Here is a 16,997-nt window from a genome sequence, read left to right on the forward strand (position 1 = left end):
CTGTGTTGTTTGCTACTCGGCTGCGCGCTGCCGCGTGCGATACGACTGCAACGTGCTCTGAGCGGTTCGCGGCTGCATCTGCGAGAAGCTCGCCAGATGCTGATCGAGCTGTGGGCGTGCGCTGCCGCTGGCGCCGGCCTGCATGAACAGCAGCGTCGTCGTCGTAACCCAGGACAGGTCCAGCGCCTTGGCGAGCACCAGGAGCTGGTCCGGCTGCTTGCGCACGAAGGCGCGCTCGACCACGTCGAGCGGCAGCTTGCACATCAGCGCCAGCGCCAGCGTGACCTTGTCGAAGCTGCCTTCCTTGGCGAAACCGTGCAGTTGCGCCTCGTGGAGCTGGCCGGTCGCGTGCAGCAGCTCGACATAGTCCTTGGCGGTGACGAAATCGGCCGAGCGCGTCCGCGCTGCCGCCTGCAGTTGGTCCGATGCCTGCGCAACGGCGCGTTCGACGATCTCGGCGCGCGCCGCGTCGGCGCTGGCGAGCTGGCTGCGCACCGCGTCGGAGGCTTCGACGAACAGCCGCACCAGCACCTCGCGCGGACTGTCGGGCCGGCTCCAGAGTTTCAAGGCGAGGTTGGGATCGTCGGACGCCTTCGTCACCAGGCCGGAGAAGCCGTGATCGGAGAAGCGCGCGCCGCCATTGTTGGCGGTGTTCGACACCACGGCCTGATTGCCGCGATCGACCAGAACATCGGTGACGGACTCGGTCAGGATCTTGCGGTCGGAGATCGCGAGCAGATGCTCCTGGCCCCGGGTCTGCGCGGTCGCGACCAGGGTCTCCTCGTCGAGCCGATCGCTCTGGCGCAGCACGGGACCTGCCACCGCGATCGTCTCGTCGCTCGCGAGCAGTCGGAGCAGGCGTAGCGGTGCGTCGGGCAGCCCCGCGAGCCGGCTGCCGAGCTGCGCCCGCGCCGCAATGGCGACGTTGTCGAGCAGCTTGAACAGCACGTGGTCGAACAGATCGACATGCTCTTCGTTGAACTTGCCCGAACCGAAGACGAACAGGTCGGTGACGCGCTCCAGAATCTCCGCGCGCCGCGAGACGTAGCGGCTGGCGAGAATGTCTTCGAGCTGGTGGAGGACGTCGTTGGGCAAGGCACGGCTCATGCGATGGACATCGCCGGCGCCTGCCCCTCGGACGGTGCTCGGACCGCATCCACGCGAAGGTGGTCGGCCAGGCATCCGCTTGACGGTATCTCAGGACCAGATCAAAGGCGCGCGGCCGCCATCTATCGCACCATCCCGCTTAAGGTGCCGTTACACCACGAGCCGTGTTGCAATACTCCGCTGCGACGTGGCCGGCCGGGCTCCGAGGGCTACTGCACATCCATCTGCAGGCCTTCCTTCTGGATGATCGAGGCGAATTTGGCTGTCTCGGCCTGGACGAAGTCGCCGAACTGCTGCGGCGTGCCGTAGTCGGCCCGCGCGCCCATGGCCGCGATGTTCTTGGCGATGTCCTCGCGCTCCAGCATCGCCTTGACCTGCAGGTTGAGCGCGCTGACGATCTCCGGCGGGCAGGCCTTGGGCAGGAATACGCCGAACCAGGACGACACGTCGAACTTGGCGAGCTCCGGCGCGCTCTCGCGCATCGTCGGCAGCTCCGGCGCGTTGGCGCTGCGCTCCGGTGTCGTCACGCACAAGCCGGTGAGCTTGCCCTCCTGGACCTGCGGCAATGACGGAAACAGATTGTCGAACAGGATCTGGACGTCGCCCGCCAGGGCAGCCTGCAGCGCCGGGCCGGCGCCGCGGAACGGGATGTGCGTCATCTTCAGCCCGGTGAGCTGCAGGAACCATGCGCCGGTGAGATGCGGGCTCTGGCCGACGCCGGACGAGGCGTAGTTGAGCTTATCGGGATTGGCCTTGAGATAGGCGATCAGCTCGGGAATCGACTTGATGCCGGTGGAGGGATGCGCCGAGACGATGTTGGGGATGCGGATCATGTTGGAGACCGCCTGCAACTGATCCGGCTTGTAGGCGAGGTTGCGGAAGATCGAATAGGCGATCGCGTTCGGACCGGGGTTGCCGATCAGGACCGTATGGCCGTCGCCCTTGGTGTTGCGCGCGACCTCGGCGGCGCCGATCGTGCCGCCACCGCCGGAGCGATTCTCGACCACGGCCGACTGTCCCCAGGCGGTCTGCAGATGCGCCGCGAGCAGCCGGCCCATGACGTCGGTGCTGCCGCCGGGCGCAGCGGGCACGATCAGCTTGATCGTCTCGGTCGGGCGCCAGTCGGCGAGACTCGCGCGCGGCAGGATGGCGGCGGTGGACAGCGCCGCGGCGCCGGACAAGAGCTTGCGGCGCGACAGCGCGATGCGATGAGCCAATGATTCCTCCCTGCTGATGTTTTCCAGCAGGGTAGGGAAGATTGCAGCGCCAGAGCAAGCCGGCGAATTGCGCACGGGCTGCGCCAATCAGCGCAGCGGTCCGGCTTTGTGCCGTGGCCCGGAATCATATTCCGGGCTGCGGCGATCGGGTCGGGATCAGTTGAAGCTGAGCAGCTTGAACAGCGGCGTCAGGTAGCTGAGCTCCTGGCCGGAGGTCGGCGTGGTGCGGCTGACGAAGTCGAAGATCTTGCCGTCCTTCATGCCGTAATTGGCGAGCCGGCGGACCTGGCGGTTCTTGTCGAAATAGATCGCGATGACGCGCTGATCGACCACCTTCTGGTTCATGAAGGCGACCGGGCGCTCGGCGCGCTGCGAGATGTAGTAGAACACCTCGCCGTCGAGCGTCGCCACCGTCGATGGCGTGCCCATCACGATCAGCACCTGGTCCTGGCTGGCGCCGATCGGGATCTGCTCCAGCGCGCCCGGCGGCATGATGTAGCCCTTCTGGAACTGCTCGCCGGTGCAGGCGCCGAGCGCCAGACAGGTCAGCGCGATCGCACCAAGGGTGCGCAGACGGGGGCTCAGGCCACGGGTGAGCAGGCGGGCAGTCGTTCGCATTGTCTGGGTCATCTTCTTCAGATCGGATCCCGTCCCCTTGCGTCGGGCAGGGCGTTGACGTACCGGGCAAACTTGCGGATTGCAACATGCCCCTGAACAGGGTCAGGGAAACTCGACCGCGGAACCGTCATGCTCTGGCCATTCAACCATCTCAGGAAATCCCGACCGTCCCCGCGCGGGACCATCGAGCCGATCTATGGCGCGATCGTGGCACAAACCCGAGACCCGTTGTTTTATAGACACTTGAATGTCCCTGACACGGTGGAAGGACGGTTCGATCTGCTGATTCTGCACCTCTGGCTGGTGCTGCGGCGGCTGCGCGGGGTGGGGTCGGCGCTGTCGCAGGCCCTGTTCGACCGGTTCTGCGACGACATGGACGACAATCTCCGCGAGATGGGGGTGGGTGATCTGACCGTTCCGAAGCGCATGCAGAAGTTCGGCGAGGCGTTCTATGGCCGCACCGCCGCCTATGATCTGGCCTGGTCGGAGAGCGAGGCCCGGCTGGCGGAGGCGCTGCAGAAGAATATCTTGAACGGCGAGCATCCCGACAGCGCGGCCGGACTTGCCGCCTATGCGGCCCGGGTGGCGGCCGACCTCGCCGCCCTCGACGACAACAGGCTGCTCGGCGCCGGCTGGAGCTTCCCGCGGCCGGTTCAGCAGGACTAGCGACATGACCAGAGACAGAGACACGTCGCGCGAAACGGCGCGAGACCCTTCCAAGGACCCCTGGCGCGCGCCGCCGGTGATCGTGGCGCAAATCCCGGACGCCGGCATGCATCGCGAGATCGAGGCCGATCCGGCCACGCGCCGGGCGTTGGCAGAGATCGCCGATCTGCGCGAGGTGCTTTCGGCCAAAGCCTCGTTCGACGTGGCCCTGAAGCGTGACGGCAAGGTGCATGTCGAGGGCCGGGTGCGCGCCCGGATCGGCCAGACCTGCGTCGTCACGCTCGATCCGATCGAGACCGAGATCGACGAGCCGATCGACCAGATGTTTGCCCCGCCGGAGCAGATTCCGGAGCTTGCCGACCTGGTCGAGGACGACCCGAACAGCGAGGTCGAGACGGCCGATCCGCCCGAGCCGATCGTCGGTGGGCAGATCGACCTCGGCCGGCTCGCCGCCGACGCGCTGTTCCTGGGGATCGATCCGTATCCGCGCAAACCGGGCGCGGTGTTCGAGCAGCCCGCCGAGGCCTCCGATCCGGCGGACCATCCCTTCGCCGCGCTGAAGGCGCTGAAGCCGGCAGATGCCGTCGGGCCGGGCGCGGTCAAAGCGAAGAAAACGGGTGAGGATTGACGCGCAATTGTGCAGGCCGCTGCCGCGCGATCCTGTCACAAAGCTTGTCAAAATTCTCTCAAGCCGCTGATTTCGAACGAAAAGACGGGGCGCTACCGGTCCCGGACCGGCGCGGCGGTTGCAAAATGCATCGCTCCCGGGAGGTTGTTTCGACACGGAGAGACGCTATTGTCGCGCCCGGGTCGGGGTGCGACGAAAAGGCCCGGACGGCCTCTGGCCTGTCCATCGGCCGCGCAATGCCTCTGAACGACCGCCAAACACGGCCAACCAAATCACGGCCAAGACGAGACAAAGCTCGAGATCAGGTTTCCGGGACGTCATGCCTCAAAAGGTTCGAATCGCGCTGGACGCCATGGGCGGGGATTTCGGCGCGGCCGTCGTCATCCCCGGTGCCGCGATCGCGCTGAGCCGCCATCCGGATGCGGAGTTTCTGCTGTTCGGCGACAGTGCCAAGATCGTTCCCGAACTCGACCGGCATCCGCGGCTGAAGGCAGTCTCGCGCGTCGTTCACACCGATGTCGCCGTCAGCATGGAGGACAAGCCGAGCCAGGCGCTCCGGCGCGGCCGCAAGACGTCGTCGATGTGGCTCGCGCTCGAGGCGGTGAAGAAGGGAGAGGCCGACGTCGCCGTGTCCGCAGGCAACACCGGCGCGCTGGTGGCGATGGCGCGCTTCTGCCTGCGCACGCTGGACGGGATCGACCGGCCGGCTCTGGCCGCGATCTGGCCGACTGCGCGCGGCGAATCGGTGGTGCTCGACCTCGGCGCGACGATCGGCGGCGACGCCCACCACCTCGTCGCGCTGGCAGTGATGGGCGGCGCGCTGGCGAGCGTGCTGTTCAACAAGCCCAGGCCGACCGTCGGCCTCCTCAACATCGGTGTCGAGGAGATCAAGGGCCATGAGGAGATCCGCGAGGCGGCCGAGCAGCTCCGCGCGATGAACCTGCCGCAGCTCGACTATATCGGCTTCGTCGAGGGCGACGGCATCGGCAAGGGCGCCGCCGACGTGGTCGTGACCGAGGGCTTCAGCGGCAACATCGCGCTGAAGACGGCCGAGGGCACGGTGCGCCAGGTCACGGATTTCCTGCGCGGCGCGATCCAGGCCAGTCTGCTGGCCCGGATCGGCTACGTGTTGGCACGCGGCGCGTTCGCCGCCCTGCGGGCCCGGCTCGACCCGCGCAAATCCAACGGCAGCGTGGTGCTCGGGCTCAAGGGGATGGTGGTCAAGAGCCACGGCGGAACCGATGCCGAGGGCTTTGCCTCGGCGGTCAGGGTTGGCTATGAGATGGCCCGCTACGATCTCCTGACCAAGATCAATCAAACACTCAATCCCGACGGCGGCGCACCGGCGTCCGAACCCGTCGCCCAGGAGGCTGTCTCGTGACAATTCGTTCGGTCGTGCTCGGCTGTGGCTCCTACCTCCCGCAGCGGGTCGTGACCAATGCCGAGCTGGCAAGCCGCATCGAGACCTCCGACGAGTGGATCGTGCAGCGCACCGGCATTCGTGAGCGCCACGTCGCAGCCGACGGCGAATTCACCTCGCATCTCGCGATCAACGCGGCCCGTGCCGCGCTGGCCGCGGCCGATGTCGATCCGCAGTCAATCGATCTGATCGTGTTGGGCACCTCGACCCCGGACAACACCTTTCCGGCGACGGCCGTGGCGGTGCAGAACGGCCTCGGCATCCATCATGGCGCGGCGTTCGACCTGCAGGCGGTGTGCTCGGGCTTCGTCTATGCGCTCGCGACCGCGGATAATTTCCTGCGCAGCCGCCAGTTCAAGCGCGCGCTGGTGATCGGCGCCGAGACCTTCTCGCGCATCCTCGACTGGAACGACCGCACCACTTGCGTGCTGTTCGGCGACGGCGCCGGCGCGCTGGTCCTCGACGCTCAGGAGCAGGGGGGGACCTCGGCCGATCGCGGCGTGCTCACGACTCACCTGCGGTCCGATGGTCGCCACAAGGCCAAGCTCTATGTCGATGGCGGACCGTCCTCGACCCAGACCGTCGGGCATCTGCGGATGGAAGGCCGCGAGGTGTTCAAGCACGCGGTCGGCATGATCACCGACGTGATCGTCGACGCCTTCGATGCCACCGGCCTGTCGGCCGAGACCATCGACTGGTTCGTGCCGCACCAGGCCAACAAGCGAATCATCGATGCTTCGGCGCACAAGCTGCACATCGCGCCGGAGAAGGTGGTGTTGACGGTCGATCGGCATGGAAATACCTCCGCTGCCTCGATCCCTCTGGCGCTCGACGTGGCCGTCAAGGACGGTCGCATCAAGAAGGGCGACGTGGTTCTGCTGGAGGCGATGGGTGGCGGCTTCACCTGGGGCTCGGCTTTGGTGCGCTGGTGAGCCTGCCGCGCGGCGGGATTACGCCTTAGATCGGCATGAGGGCCCGTACTTCTATTCACGCTGCTGTTGACCACCGCCGCTTAACCTCTTAATTTCCGGAGCGAATTATTCGCCGAGAGTTTGGGGCAGGCGATGGCGGGAACCGGAAAAACAGTCACACGCGTCGATCTCTGCGAGGCAGTCTACCAGAAGGTGGGGCTGTCGCGGACGGAGTCGTCTGCGTTCGTCGAGCTGGTCTTGAAGGAGATCACCGACTGCCTCGAGCGCGGCGAGACGGTCAAGCTATCGTCGTTCGGGTCGTTCATGGTGCGCAAGAAGGGTCAGCGCATCGGACGTAACCCGAAGACGGGCACGGAAGTGCCGATCTCGCCGCGGCGGGTCATGGTGTTCAAGCCGTCCGCGATCCTCAAGCAGCGCATCAACGGCCAGCAGGGCAACGGCAAGATGAACGGCGAGGCTAGCGCCGAGTTCGGCGCCGAGCCGGAATAGGGCCGGGCTAGCCCGCCGCATCGTCCGGCGAGGCCGTATCGACGCGTTACCTTCGTCCCGCGTGCAGTTCGTCCAGTCGAATCAGCGTAGTCTCCCACTTTCTTGGCAGCACGGTCGAAGGGGAACGGGCATTTGGACAAGGCGCCGGATGCGTTTCGGACGATCAGCGAGGTCGCGCAGGAGCTCGACATCCCGCAGCACGTGCTGCGGTTTTGGGAGACGCGGTTCGCCCAGATCAAGCCGATGAAGCGAAGCGGCGGCCGGCGCTATTACCGGCCCGACGACGTCGATTTGCTCAAGGGCATCCGCCGCCTGCTGTACGGCGAAGGCTACACCATCAAGGGGGTGCAGCGGATCCTCAAGGAGCACGGCGTCAAGTCGGTCCAGGGACTGGCCGACAGCTCCGCCGCGGTCTCGTTCGGCGCGATGGAGGAGACCCTCGGCCAAGCGATGATGGAAGAGGAGCCGATCGGCGAGGCCGAGGTCGAATCGGAGGACGAGGAGGAGGAGGCTTCCGACGAGGAGGGCATCGACTTCCGCTTCGTCGACACCGAGGACGACATCCTCGACACCTTCCGCGTCGGCCCGCCCACCCGCGCCGGGATGAAGCCGGAGGAGCGTGACAAGCTCCAGGGCGTGCTCAAGGACCTGCTCGACTGCCGCGCGCTGCTCGACCGCGCGATGAAGGACGTCTGAGGTGCGCAGCGCGCGTCACTGAGAATTCGCCGGGCACGGCCGGTGATCCCGCGTTGTAACCCACCCCGAGAGCCGCAGGTCGGCTGCGCTCCCGTTCCCCTTGCGGGGAGGGGTTGGGGGTGGGGGTCCCCGGTCTCCGTTCAATCTGGCAGCCCCATGCCCCCCAAGGAAACCCACCCGCCGTGCCTTGCATCGGGCTCGGATCACGGCTACAGGAACGGCCATCGGAGCGTGGCGCAGCCCGGTTAGCGCACTAGTCTGGGGGACTAGGGGTCGTGGGTTCGAATCCCGCCGCTCCGACCATTTCTCAAATCGCTGCATTTGACATCGGCCGATGCGTTTTTGCGTGCCCCTGCCGCGACCGCTTTGTCCGTGAGACTGGCTTTTCAAGCCGCAGACCGCCCCCTAAACTCCCGAACAGGGCCTGCTGGACGCTGATCGAGCCGGCTCGTTTCATTTGTGACCTTTGTTGTCGAGATTTCCCGCATGGACGCCGCCATCGCCGACACCTCCTTTGGGCATTTCGAGAACGCCGAGCAGATCGCCTTCTGGAACGGTGCGGGCGGCGGGCGCTGGGTCGCGCGCCGCGCCGAGATCGATGCGATGCTGGTGCCGGTGCAGGAGGCGTTGCTGGAGCGCGCGGCGATCCAGGCGGGCGAGCGGGTGCTGGACATCGGCTCCGGCTGCGGCGCGACCTTGATCGCGGCGGCCGAGAAGGTCGGCCCAGGCGGCAGCGTGCTCGGCCTCGACGTCTCCGCGGCCATGCTGACCGCGGCCCACGAACTCGCCCCGGCCGAGGCGCCGGTGAGCTTCGTGCAGGGCGACGCCATGGTGCACCACTTCAAGGCCGCCAGCGCCGATCTCGTGATCTCGCGGCTCGGCGTCATGTACTTCGCCAATCCGGTGCGCGCCGTGCTCAACATCCGCAATGCGCTGCATTCGGAAGGGCGCGTCGCGTTTGCCTGCTGGGGCGAGCTGCGCGACAACCCGTGGGCGTTGGAGCCGCTGCAGGCGGCCTATGACCACGTGCCGAAGCTGCCGGGATTGCCGCCGCACGCGCCGGACGATTTCGCGTTCGGTGCTCCCGAGTGGATGGAGAAGGTGATGACCGATGCCGGGCTGCGCCGCATCCGGCTGGAGCGTCACGACATCGCACTCGACGTCGGCGCGGGCGCCGGCCTCGACAGCGCGGTGCAGACGGCGCTCGCGATCGGGCCCGCCGGCCGTGCGGTGGCGGGGCAGCCGACCGAGGCCACGGAGGCCGCGACGGCCGCCGTGAGGAAGGCGCTGGCGCGCTACGCCAGAGGCGCGGGCGTCATGGTGCCCGCCTCGTTCTGGACAGTGACGGCCGTCGATCCGTGAAAGGCGGTCTTGATCGCTGAACCCCGTGACAAAGCCGCAAGATCGGTCGAGCGCGTCATGCCCGCCTGCGCTTAGCTGATGCCGCCACGGAGCACGGAACGATGAAGGCGGCGCTGCGAAACTACCATGCGCGGATGCAGCGGGTGCTGGATCATATCGACCGGCATCTGGAGGATGATCTCGATCTGGACGCGCTGAGCAGCATCGCAGCCTACTCGAAATATCATTTCCACCGGCAGTTCACGGCGACCTTCGGTCTATCAGTGCATCGCTACATCCAGCTCGCCCGCATGAAGCGGGCGTCCTATCAGCTGGCCTACAGCGATGCCCAAAGCGTCACCGAGGTCGCGATGGAGGCCGGCTACGATGCGCCGGACGCCTTCGCCCGCGCCTTTCGGCAACGGTTCGGGCAATCGCCGTCTTCGTTCCGGAAATCTCCCGACTGGGAGCCGTGGCTTGCGGCCTTCGGGCCTCTCGACGACGCGAGGAGCAAGCTGATGCGGACGACCTATACCCCTGACGACGTGACGATTCGCGAGGTGCCGGCCACGCCGGTGGCGATCATGGAGCATCGCGGCGACCCGGCGACGCTCGGCGCGACCATCCAGCGCTTCATCGCCTGGCGCAAGGCGGCCGGCCTGCACCCCAGGACCCATCCGACCTTCACGGTCTGGCGCTCCGAGCGGCGCCCCGCTTCGCCTGCCGACTACAGCGTGGATCTCTGTGTCGGGACCGATCAGCCGGTCGAGACGGACGACGCGACGATCAGAGCCGGCGTGATCCCCGGAGGACGCTGCGCCGTGCTGCGCGTCGTCGGCAACACCCACAATCTGGAGCCCGCCGCGCTGTTCCTCTATCGCGACTGGCTTCCAGCCAGCGGCGAGGAGGTGCGTGACTTCCCGATCTATTGCCAGCGGCTGAATTTCTTCCCGGAGGTTCCCGAGCACGAGACGGCTGCGGACCTGTTCCTGCCGCTGAAATAGCGCCCGGCGGCCGGATCCATCCTAAAACCTGCAGCCAGGAGCCTTCTCAACCTTGAGTTCCGCCAGGAAGGGGGCTCTGAGGGGGAGAGCGGCCTCCTTTGGAGCGGTTCCAGCTCCCATCCGGGAACCACGAGCGGCCGTGTCCGTTAACGATCAAGCCGCTCGATCAGGGCCCCACACCCTGACATTGAACCTTTGCGCGCAGGCGCGCACCAAACCTGTGTTCGGCTCGTTGTGGAGCCGGTTCCAGGAAATTTCAGACTGACATCGGGGTTCACCTCGATGTGCTGTTCATTGTCGTTGAAGGAGGCGCGTATGGTCCTCAGGACTTTGAAAGTTTCGCTGTCCGTTTTTGCCGCTGCAACCTCGGTCGTATCGCTGTTTGCCGTCAGCTGGGTTGGTCTCGCGCTGCTCGGCTACTGACAACTCACGCAAGACGCATGGAGGCGCCATCTGTGCCTCGCGAGACGGAAAGCGCGCCCGGATCGAGCCTGATCCGGGCGCGTTCGTTTTTGCGGATGCGAGAGGCGTCAGGCGAAGGCCTTCTCCATCGTCTCGATCAGCACGCGGAACGACTTGTCGTGCCGCGTGATCGGTGGGATCGCCCTGGTGATGCCGAGCAACTGATAGACCGCCATCTGCGCGGCACGCACTGAATATTCCACCGTGAACACGACGTCGTCGGGGATCTCGACGAACTGGCTGACGAAGGCGAGGTTCTTCGAATTCGCCGGCACCGGCAGCGGCCGGTCGGCCTTGTTGCGCGGCATGAACATGCTGGTGATGTAGGGCAGGCGGCACGGCACGCAGGTCGCCTGGTCGAACACCGCAAGATCGAAGTTGAGGTGGCCGCATAGTTCTTTGAGGATGTCGGCGCCGCCGCAATCGGCCATCGCCTTGCCGACGAAATTGCCGATGCGGTCGGGATGCAGTGCATAGCCCCAGAACACCTGTACGTCGGCGGGCTGGCCGGCGAAATGCGGCTGGTGATACAGCACGACCGACATCAGCCAGTTCGACTCGGTGAAGGTGACGAGCCCGCCGGTGCCCGCGGCGTTGCCGCTGAACGCTTCCATCGCGTCGAAGAACCGCGGATTGCGGCAGGTGACGGTGAACGACTCCCAGCAGGATTCCGGGATCGATGAGTTGAACGCGGCGGGATTGCCGAATTCGGGGCGGCCCTTGGCGATTGTCTCCCACAGCGTCCAGCCCTGGCTGTCCTGCTTGGTGAGCCGCGGCGGCGGTGCGTCCTGGGTGCCCAGGCTGGTCGCGTCCGTCATCGAGCCGTTCTGCAGGAAGACGAGATCATCGCTCGACAGCGCGATCGTCTCAGGCTGGCCGCTGCGATCCAGCGTCAGGCGCTTGACCACATGCTTGCCGCCTTCGCTCGCGATCTCGATGTCGGTAACATCGACGCCGCCGGCGAAGTTCACGCCATGGCCCTCGAGCCATTTGACGAGGGGCACGACGATCGCGTCGTACTGGTTGAACACGGTGCGCTTGACGCCGGCCAGCGTCTCGATGCGCGGAAACTCGTTCATGAAGCGATGCAGATAGCGCTTGAACTCGATCGCGCTGTGCCAGGGCTGGAACGCGAACGTCGTCTGCCACATGAACCAGAAATTCGTGGTGAAGAACGGCGGCGACAGCCAGTCGGTGATGCGGGAGTTGCCGAGCTTCTCCTCGGAGGCCTCGGTCAGCCGCACCAGTTCGAGCCGGTCCTGCATGGTGAAGCCCATGGTGGAGACGTCGATCTTGTGCCGGTTGCGATCGACGAGGCGCGCCTGCGAATGCGCGACATGGGCCTTGTTGAAGGCAATCGTCTCGTCGCGCACGGTGCGGCGGGGATCGCTGGCATCGGGGATGGTGGAGAGCAGGTCCCACGTGCACTCGTAGTGATCGGTCGTCAGCATGCGGCCGCCGCGCAGCGAATAGGAGCCGTCGGGCAGCCGCGCGCCATCGAGACTGCCGCCATAGGGCAGATGCTTCTCGTAGATCGTGATGTCGCGGCCCGCGACGCCGCCGTCGCGGATCAGGAACGCCGCGCCGGCCAATGCGCCGATGCCGCTGCCGATGAAATACGCCTTCATGATGGTTCACCCGGATCGTGTGTTACGATCCGGGGCTTAGCTGCTGTGTTCCCTCGCGGAACTGATCCAGGTCAAGCGCTGCGGCGCGCGGTGATCACGATCTCGCGTGGTCCGTCAAGCGAATGATTTCACCACCGACTGCAGCAGCATTTTCAGCGATTTGTCATACGGCGTGACCGGCGGAATGGCGCGGTCGATCTTCAAGAGCTGATAGACCGCATGCATGGCCGCGCGCACCGAATATTCGATCGTGAACACGGCATCCTCGGGCAGCTCGACATATTGGCCGATGAAGGCGAGATTCTGCGAGGTGAGCGGCACCGGCAACGGCCGGTCGCCATAGCTGCGCGGCATGAACATGCTCATGATGTAGGGCATCCAGCACGGCACGCAGGTCGCCTCGTCGAACACGTTGAGCGGAAAGCGCAGATGCCCGCACAGCTCCTTCAGGATTTCGGCGCCGCTGCACTCGGACATCGGCTTCCCCACGAAATTGCCGACGCGATCGGGATGGAGCCCATAGCCCCAGAAGATCTTGATGGTGCCGGGCTGGTCCGGAAAGTATGGCTGGCTGTAGAGCACGATCGACATCCGCCAGTTCGAATCCTTGAACGTGACGAGCCCGCCGGTGCCGGCGACGTTGCCGGTGAAAGTCTGCATCGCGTCGAAGAAGCGCGCATTGCGGCAGGTGACCGTGAAAGATTCGAAGCTCGACTCCGGAACCGATGAGTTGAACGCGGCCGGATTGCCGAATTCCGGGCGGCCCTGTGCGAGCTTCTCCCAGAGAGTCCAGCCTTGGCTGTCCTCCTTGGTGAGCTGCTTGGGCGGACTGTCGTGGCTGCCGAGGCTGGTCGCGTCCGTCATCGAGCCGGCGGTGTAGAACACGAGGTCATCCGCCGCGAGATCGATGCTGCGGCCGACGAAGTCATGTTCCAGATCGAGGCGCGTGGCGCGATGCTTACCGTTCTCGGTGACGAGCGCGATGTCAGTGACGTCGGCGCCGCCGACGAAGTTGACACCGTGGCCTTTCAGCCAGCGCATCAGCGGCTTGACGATCGAGTCATTCTGGTTGTGCACCGTCCGCTTGACGCCGCCGAGCGTATCCATCATCGGGAATTCGTTCATGAAGCGGCGCAGATAGCGCCTGAACTCGACCGCGCTGTGCCAGGGCTGGAAGGCGAAGGTCGTCTGCCACATGTACCAGAAGTTCGTCGTGAAGAACGGCGGCGACAGCCAGTCCGAGATCAAGGACTTGCCGAGCTTCTCCTCCGAGGCCTCGGTGAGCCTGGTCATCTCGATGCGGTCCTGCATCGAGAAGCCCATGGTGGAGACGTCGACCTTGTGCCGGTTGCCATCGACCAGCCGCGCCTGCGCGTGGGTGACGTGGAGCTTGTTGAACGCCACGGTCTCCTGGAGGATGGTCTGCTGAGCGTCGGTTTCGCAGGGAATGGTCGACAGCAGGTCCCAGGTGCATTCGTATTGCTCGGTCGTCAGCATGCGCCCGCCGCGCATCGAGTAGGAGCCGTCCGGAAGACGCGCGCCGTCGAGGCTGCCGCCATAGGGCAGGCGCTTTTCGAAAATGGTGATGTCCGATCCGGAGACGCCGCCGTCGCGGATCATGAATGCTGCGCCGGAGAGCGAACCGATGCCGCCACCGATGAAATAGGCCTTCATGAGATCGACCTGTCGAGCAAGGGATTGAAACGAGATAAGGAAAATGTCGCCAGGACGGCCAGGCGGCCGCAACCAGCACGCACTCGCCGCGATGTTACCTCAGCGGGATGAATTAGTCGTCAACAGCTTGAGGTCGTTTACCCCTGGTGTGGCGCAATGTCCCGCGGAGCGGGCCCAACTCCCTCCACCGTCATTGCGAGCGCAGTGTTTAGCCCGGAGACATAGCTTACACCTGTTCGGGGACATGGTTGACACTTTTGGGGTCACGCAAATCGATCGCTGCGATCTGATGAGCGGCAAAGAAAACTCCGAATTTTCCGTCTTGTCTGAGTGGACGAATAGCGAGTCGCTCACCGCGAAAGGCTTGAGGGACTTTCCAGAGCCGTCCCTCGAAACTGACATAGGCCTTCGTGCTCGACACGGAACGGACGATCTCCCCCTCGTCGTAGTCCACCGTCGGAAGGCGATCCGGCATGGTGCGTTGGCTGGGCCGATAGCGGCTTGCCGGCACATTGAAGTCGAGAGCCTCATGGGGGCGGTCGAGATTGTAGACGGCTCGCCATTCGTCGAGTGCCCGCTGGACATCGGGAAGGTCCCTGTAACGCTTGAAGGCAAAGACCTCGGCCTTCAGGCTGCGGTGGAAGCGTTCGTTCTTGCCGCGGCTCTGGGGATGATAGGGCCGGCTATGGATCGTTCGAACGCCGAGCTTCAGCAGCCAGACCGTCAACGCGGTCCAGGGGTCTTCGAGAGTAAAGCCCCAGGGGCCACCGTTGTCGACGAACATCGCATCCGGCAGTCCATAGCGGCGGAACGTCGTCTCCAAATGTCCTTTGACCGTAGAGCCGCGCTCATTGTCGCAGGCCGCCAGGCACAAGGAAAAGCGCGAGTGATCGTCCAGCGCGGTGAGCGGATGACAAGACACACCGTTCTCCAGCGCACTGTGTCCCTTGAAGTCCATCTGCCACAGCTGATTGGGCGCATCCTTCTCGAACCGCGTGTAGGGCTGCCCGGGCGTGCCGCCAGGCTCCGTCACCCGATCGTAGCGGCGCAGGATGTTATGCACGGTGGAGATCGCCGGGACAGCTTGCCCATCGCGATCGAGACGATGCGCGAGCTTGCGCGCGCCCCAGGCCGGGTGAGCATCGCGCAACGCGACAATCTGCTGCTCAGTCGCAGCTGCGGTGCGCTCCGGACTTCGATGCGGCCGCCGCGACCGGTCCGCCAGCGTCGTATCGCCGGCGTCAGACCGCTCGATCCATTTGTAGCCGGTCTGGGGGCTGATGCCGAACCGCCGACACAGCTGCCGCCGGTTGGCTCCCTCCTGCTTGGCAAGCATCACAAACTCTCGTCGCTGGTCCATGACAGACACCTCTCGCCACGGCATCGCTCGCCCCTTTGCTTGACGAATCGAGCCAATTTTGAGGTGTCAACCATGTCTCCGAACACCTGTCAGCCATGTCCCCGGGCTGAACAACAGCGAAGCAATCCAGTGCCGAGCAAGGATTCTGGATTGCTTCGCTGCGCTCGCAATGACGCGGTGAGAGCCGGGTTCGCCGTTAACCGCGCGGCAGCCGGCTTGTTTCGTTGTCCGGCGCAGTCGACGTCGGCCTCAATGCCCCGCCATGTGGCGGCCGATTTCGGTGAGATCAGCATCGCTGCCGCGGGTCTCGTAGACCAGCTGGCCGTGGAACATCACGACCAAGCGGTCCGACAGCTCCAGCAGCTCGTCGAGATCCTCGCTGACCAATAGCACGGCGGCGCCGCGATTGCGCGCGGCCATGATCTCGGCGTGGATCTGCGCCACCGCCGCGAAGTCGAGGCCGAAGCAGGGATTGGCGGCGATCAGCACCTCGACGTCGTGACCGAGCTCGCGCGCGAGCACGGCGCGCTGCACGTTGCCGCCCGACAGTGCCGAGATCGGCGTATCCGGCGTGCGGGTCTTGATCTTGTAGCGGTTGATCTTGGTTGTCGCGCCCTGGCGGAAGGCAGCCTTGTTCAGCCACCAGCCGCCGCGGGCGAACGGCGCGCGGTCGAACTCACGCAGCGCGATGTTGTCGGCGACGCTCATGCCGCCGACGCAGGCGTTCTTCAGCGGCTCCTCCGGCAGCAGCGACATCTTGTGCCGGCGCATCTCCTCGCGGCTCGCCACATAGGCCTCGCCGGAGACCCGGATTGCGCCGCTCTCGGCCTCGCGCTGGCCGGCCAGCACCTCGACCAATTGGCGCTGGCCGTTGCCGGAGACCCCGGCAATGCCGACGATCTCGCCGGCGCGCACGGTGAGTGACAGGTTGTGCACAGCGAGGCCGCCGGAATCGTCGCGCGCCACCAGCTTCTCGACCTCGAGCCTGACGTTGCCGGCCTCGCCGGTGCGCGACGGCTGCACCGTGAGCTGCTCGGCGCCGATCATCATCCGTGCCATGTCGTCGGGCGTCAGTTCGGTGACCTTGCCGCGGCCGGCGAGCTTGCCGCGCCGGAGGATGGTGACGTCGTCTGCGAACGCCATCACCTCGCGGAATTTATGCGTGATCATCAGGATGGTCAGCTCGCCGGCCTCGACCATCTTGCGCAGCATGCCCAGGACCTCGTCGGCCTCGCCCGGCGTCAGCACCGAGGTCGGCTCGTCCAGGATCAGGAAGCGGCGCTTGAGATAGAGCTGCTTGAGGATCTCGCATTTCTGCCGTTCGCCCGCGGAGATGTCGGAGACCTTGGCGTCGAGCGGCACGCGGAACGGCATCCGCGCCAGGAAGGCCTCCAGCTCCTTCTTCTCCTTCGCCCAGTTGACCACCGCCGGCACGTCGTCGCGCGCCAGCACCAGGTTTTCCGCGACCGTCATCGCCGGCACCAGGGTGAAGTGCTGATAGACCATCCCGAGGCCGAGCGCGTGCGCGTCCCTGGGATTGTTGATGGCGCGCTCGCGCTCGGCGATCAGCACGTCGCCCTCGGTCGGGCGGTAGTAGCCCATGATGCATTTGACCAGCGTCGACTTGCCGGCGCCGTTCTCGCCGAGCAGCGCGTGGAACGAGCCAGGCCTGACCTTCAGCTCGACATTGTCGAGCGCGGTGAACGCGCCGAAGCGCATCGTCATCGCGATGGCCTCGACGCCGAACGCGCCTGA

Annotated in this window: 15 protein-coding genes and 1 tRNA gene; 9 read left to right on the plus strand and 7 right to left on the minus strand. The window is 65.6% G+C overall.

Features of this window, described 5'->3' with window-relative positions:
* Positions 1-12 precede the first annotated feature (12 nt).
* The 3 genes from ACQR10_RS17090 to ACQR10_RS17100 all read right to left on the minus strand — a co-directional run bounded on the left by ACQR10_RS17090 (position 13) and on the right by ACQR10_RS17100 (position 2,942).
* On the minus strand, positions 13-1,095 hold the full coding sequence (locus ACQR10_RS17090) for a DUF2336 domain-containing protein (protein ID WP_316217897.1): 1,083 nt from the start codon (positions 1,093-1,095) through the stop codon (positions 13-15).
* A 221-nt stretch (positions 1,096-1,316) separates the two neighbouring features.
* Positions 1,317-2,324 carry a Bug family tripartite tricarboxylate transporter substrate binding protein gene (locus ACQR10_RS17095; protein WP_316217822.1) on the minus strand — a complete coding sequence of 336 codons (1,008 nt, stop codon included), beginning with the start codon at positions 2,322-2,324 and terminating at the stop codon, positions 1,317-1,319.
* A 156-nt stretch (positions 2,325-2,480) separates the two neighbouring features.
* Complete coding sequence (locus ACQR10_RS17100) at positions 2,481-2,942, minus strand: outer membrane protein assembly factor BamE (RefSeq protein ID WP_315805821.1); 462 nt, start codon at positions 2,940-2,942, stop codon at positions 2,481-2,483.
* A 129-nt stretch (positions 2,943-3,071) separates the two neighbouring features.
* Between ACQR10_RS17100 and ACQR10_RS17105 the strand changes: the two genes are divergently transcribed.
* The 9 genes from ACQR10_RS17105 to ACQR10_RS17145 all read left to right on the plus strand — a co-directional run bounded on the left by ACQR10_RS17105 (position 3,072) and on the right by ACQR10_RS17145 (position 10,118).
* A complete protein-coding gene (locus ACQR10_RS17105; protein WP_315805820.1) occupies positions 3,072-3,608 on the plus strand; it encodes a ubiquinol-cytochrome C chaperone family protein in 537 nt (178 codons plus the stop codon).
* Between the two features lie 4 nt (positions 3,609-3,612).
* Positions 3,613-4,236 (plus strand): YceD family protein, encoded by a 624-nt coding sequence (locus ACQR10_RS17110; RefSeq protein ID WP_316217823.1) that lies wholly within the window; start codon positions 3,613-3,615, stop codon positions 4,234-4,236.
* 319 nt (positions 4,237-4,555) lie between these two features.
* Complete coding sequence (plsX, locus tag ACQR10_RS17115; RefSeq protein WP_315805818.1) at positions 4,556-5,617, plus strand: phosphate acyltransferase PlsX; 1,062 nt, start codon at positions 4,556-4,558, stop codon at positions 5,615-5,617.
* The gene (locus ACQR10_RS17120) at positions 5,614-6,588 is read left to right on the plus strand and encodes a beta-ketoacyl-ACP synthase III (protein WP_315805817.1); all 975 of its coding nucleotides are present in this window, start codon (positions 5,614-5,616) and stop codon (positions 6,586-6,588) included. The genes plsX and ACQR10_RS17120 overlap by 4 nt, the downstream gene beginning before the upstream one ends.
* 132 nt (positions 6,589-6,720) lie before the next feature.
* Positions 6,721-7,077: an integration host factor subunit alpha gene (locus ACQR10_RS17125; protein ID WP_315740211.1), complete on the plus strand. Its 357-nt coding sequence runs from the start codon at positions 6,721-6,723 to the stop codon at positions 7,075-7,077.
* A 132-nt stretch (positions 7,078-7,209) separates the two neighbouring features.
* Positions 7,210-7,773 carry a MerR family transcriptional regulator gene (locus ACQR10_RS17130; protein WP_315805816.1) on the plus strand — a complete coding sequence of 188 codons (564 nt, stop codon included), beginning with the start codon at positions 7,210-7,212 and terminating at the stop codon, positions 7,771-7,773.
* A gap of 225 nt (positions 7,774-7,998) precedes the next feature.
* A tRNA-Pro gene (locus ACQR10_RS17135) sits at positions 7,999-8,076 on the plus strand.
* A gap of 183 nt (positions 8,077-8,259) precedes the next feature.
* Positions 8,260-9,135, plus strand: a complete 876-nt coding sequence (locus tag ACQR10_RS17140) for a class I SAM-dependent methyltransferase (protein ID WP_316217824.1) — start codon at positions 8,260-8,262, stop codon at positions 9,133-9,135.
* 101 nt (positions 9,136-9,236) lie between these two features.
* Positions 9,237-10,118 (plus strand): AraC family transcriptional regulator, encoded by an 882-nt coding sequence (locus ACQR10_RS17145; protein ID WP_315805813.1) that lies wholly within the window; start codon positions 9,237-9,239, stop codon positions 10,116-10,118.
* A 530-nt stretch (positions 10,119-10,648) separates the two neighbouring features.
* Here ACQR10_RS17145 and ACQR10_RS17150 read toward each other — a convergent pair.
* The 4 genes from ACQR10_RS17150 to ACQR10_RS17165 form a co-directional block, all read right to left on the minus strand.
* The gene (locus tag ACQR10_RS17150) at positions 10,649-12,208 is read right to left on the minus strand and encodes an oleate hydratase (protein ID WP_316217825.1); all 1,560 of its coding nucleotides are present in this window, start codon (positions 12,206-12,208) and stop codon (positions 10,649-10,651) included.
* A 114-nt stretch (positions 12,209-12,322) separates the two neighbouring features.
* The gene (locus ACQR10_RS17155; RefSeq protein WP_434912038.1) at positions 12,323-13,918 is read right to left on the minus strand and encodes an oleate hydratase; all 1,596 of its coding nucleotides are present in this window, start codon (positions 13,916-13,918) and stop codon (positions 12,323-12,325) included.
* Positions 13,919-14,108: 190 nt separating this feature from the next.
* Entirely contained in the window at positions 14,109-15,266 is a 1,158-nt protein-coding gene (locus tag ACQR10_RS17160; protein ID WP_316216558.1) for an IS481 family transposase, read from the minus strand.
* A gap of 225 nt (positions 15,267-15,491) precedes the next feature.
* Positions 15,492-16,967 carry an ABC transporter ATP-binding protein gene (locus ACQR10_RS17165; RefSeq protein WP_315800410.1) on the minus strand — a complete coding sequence of 492 codons (1,476 nt, stop codon included), beginning with the start codon at positions 16,965-16,967 and terminating at the stop codon, positions 15,492-15,494.
* Positions 16,968-16,997: the final 30 nt, after the last annotated feature.

The sequence above is a fragment of the Bradyrhizobium sp. HKCCYLRH2060 genome (genome assembly GCF_051168135.1).
GTDB lineage: Bacteria > Pseudomonadota > Alphaproteobacteria > Rhizobiales > Xanthobacteraceae > Bradyrhizobium.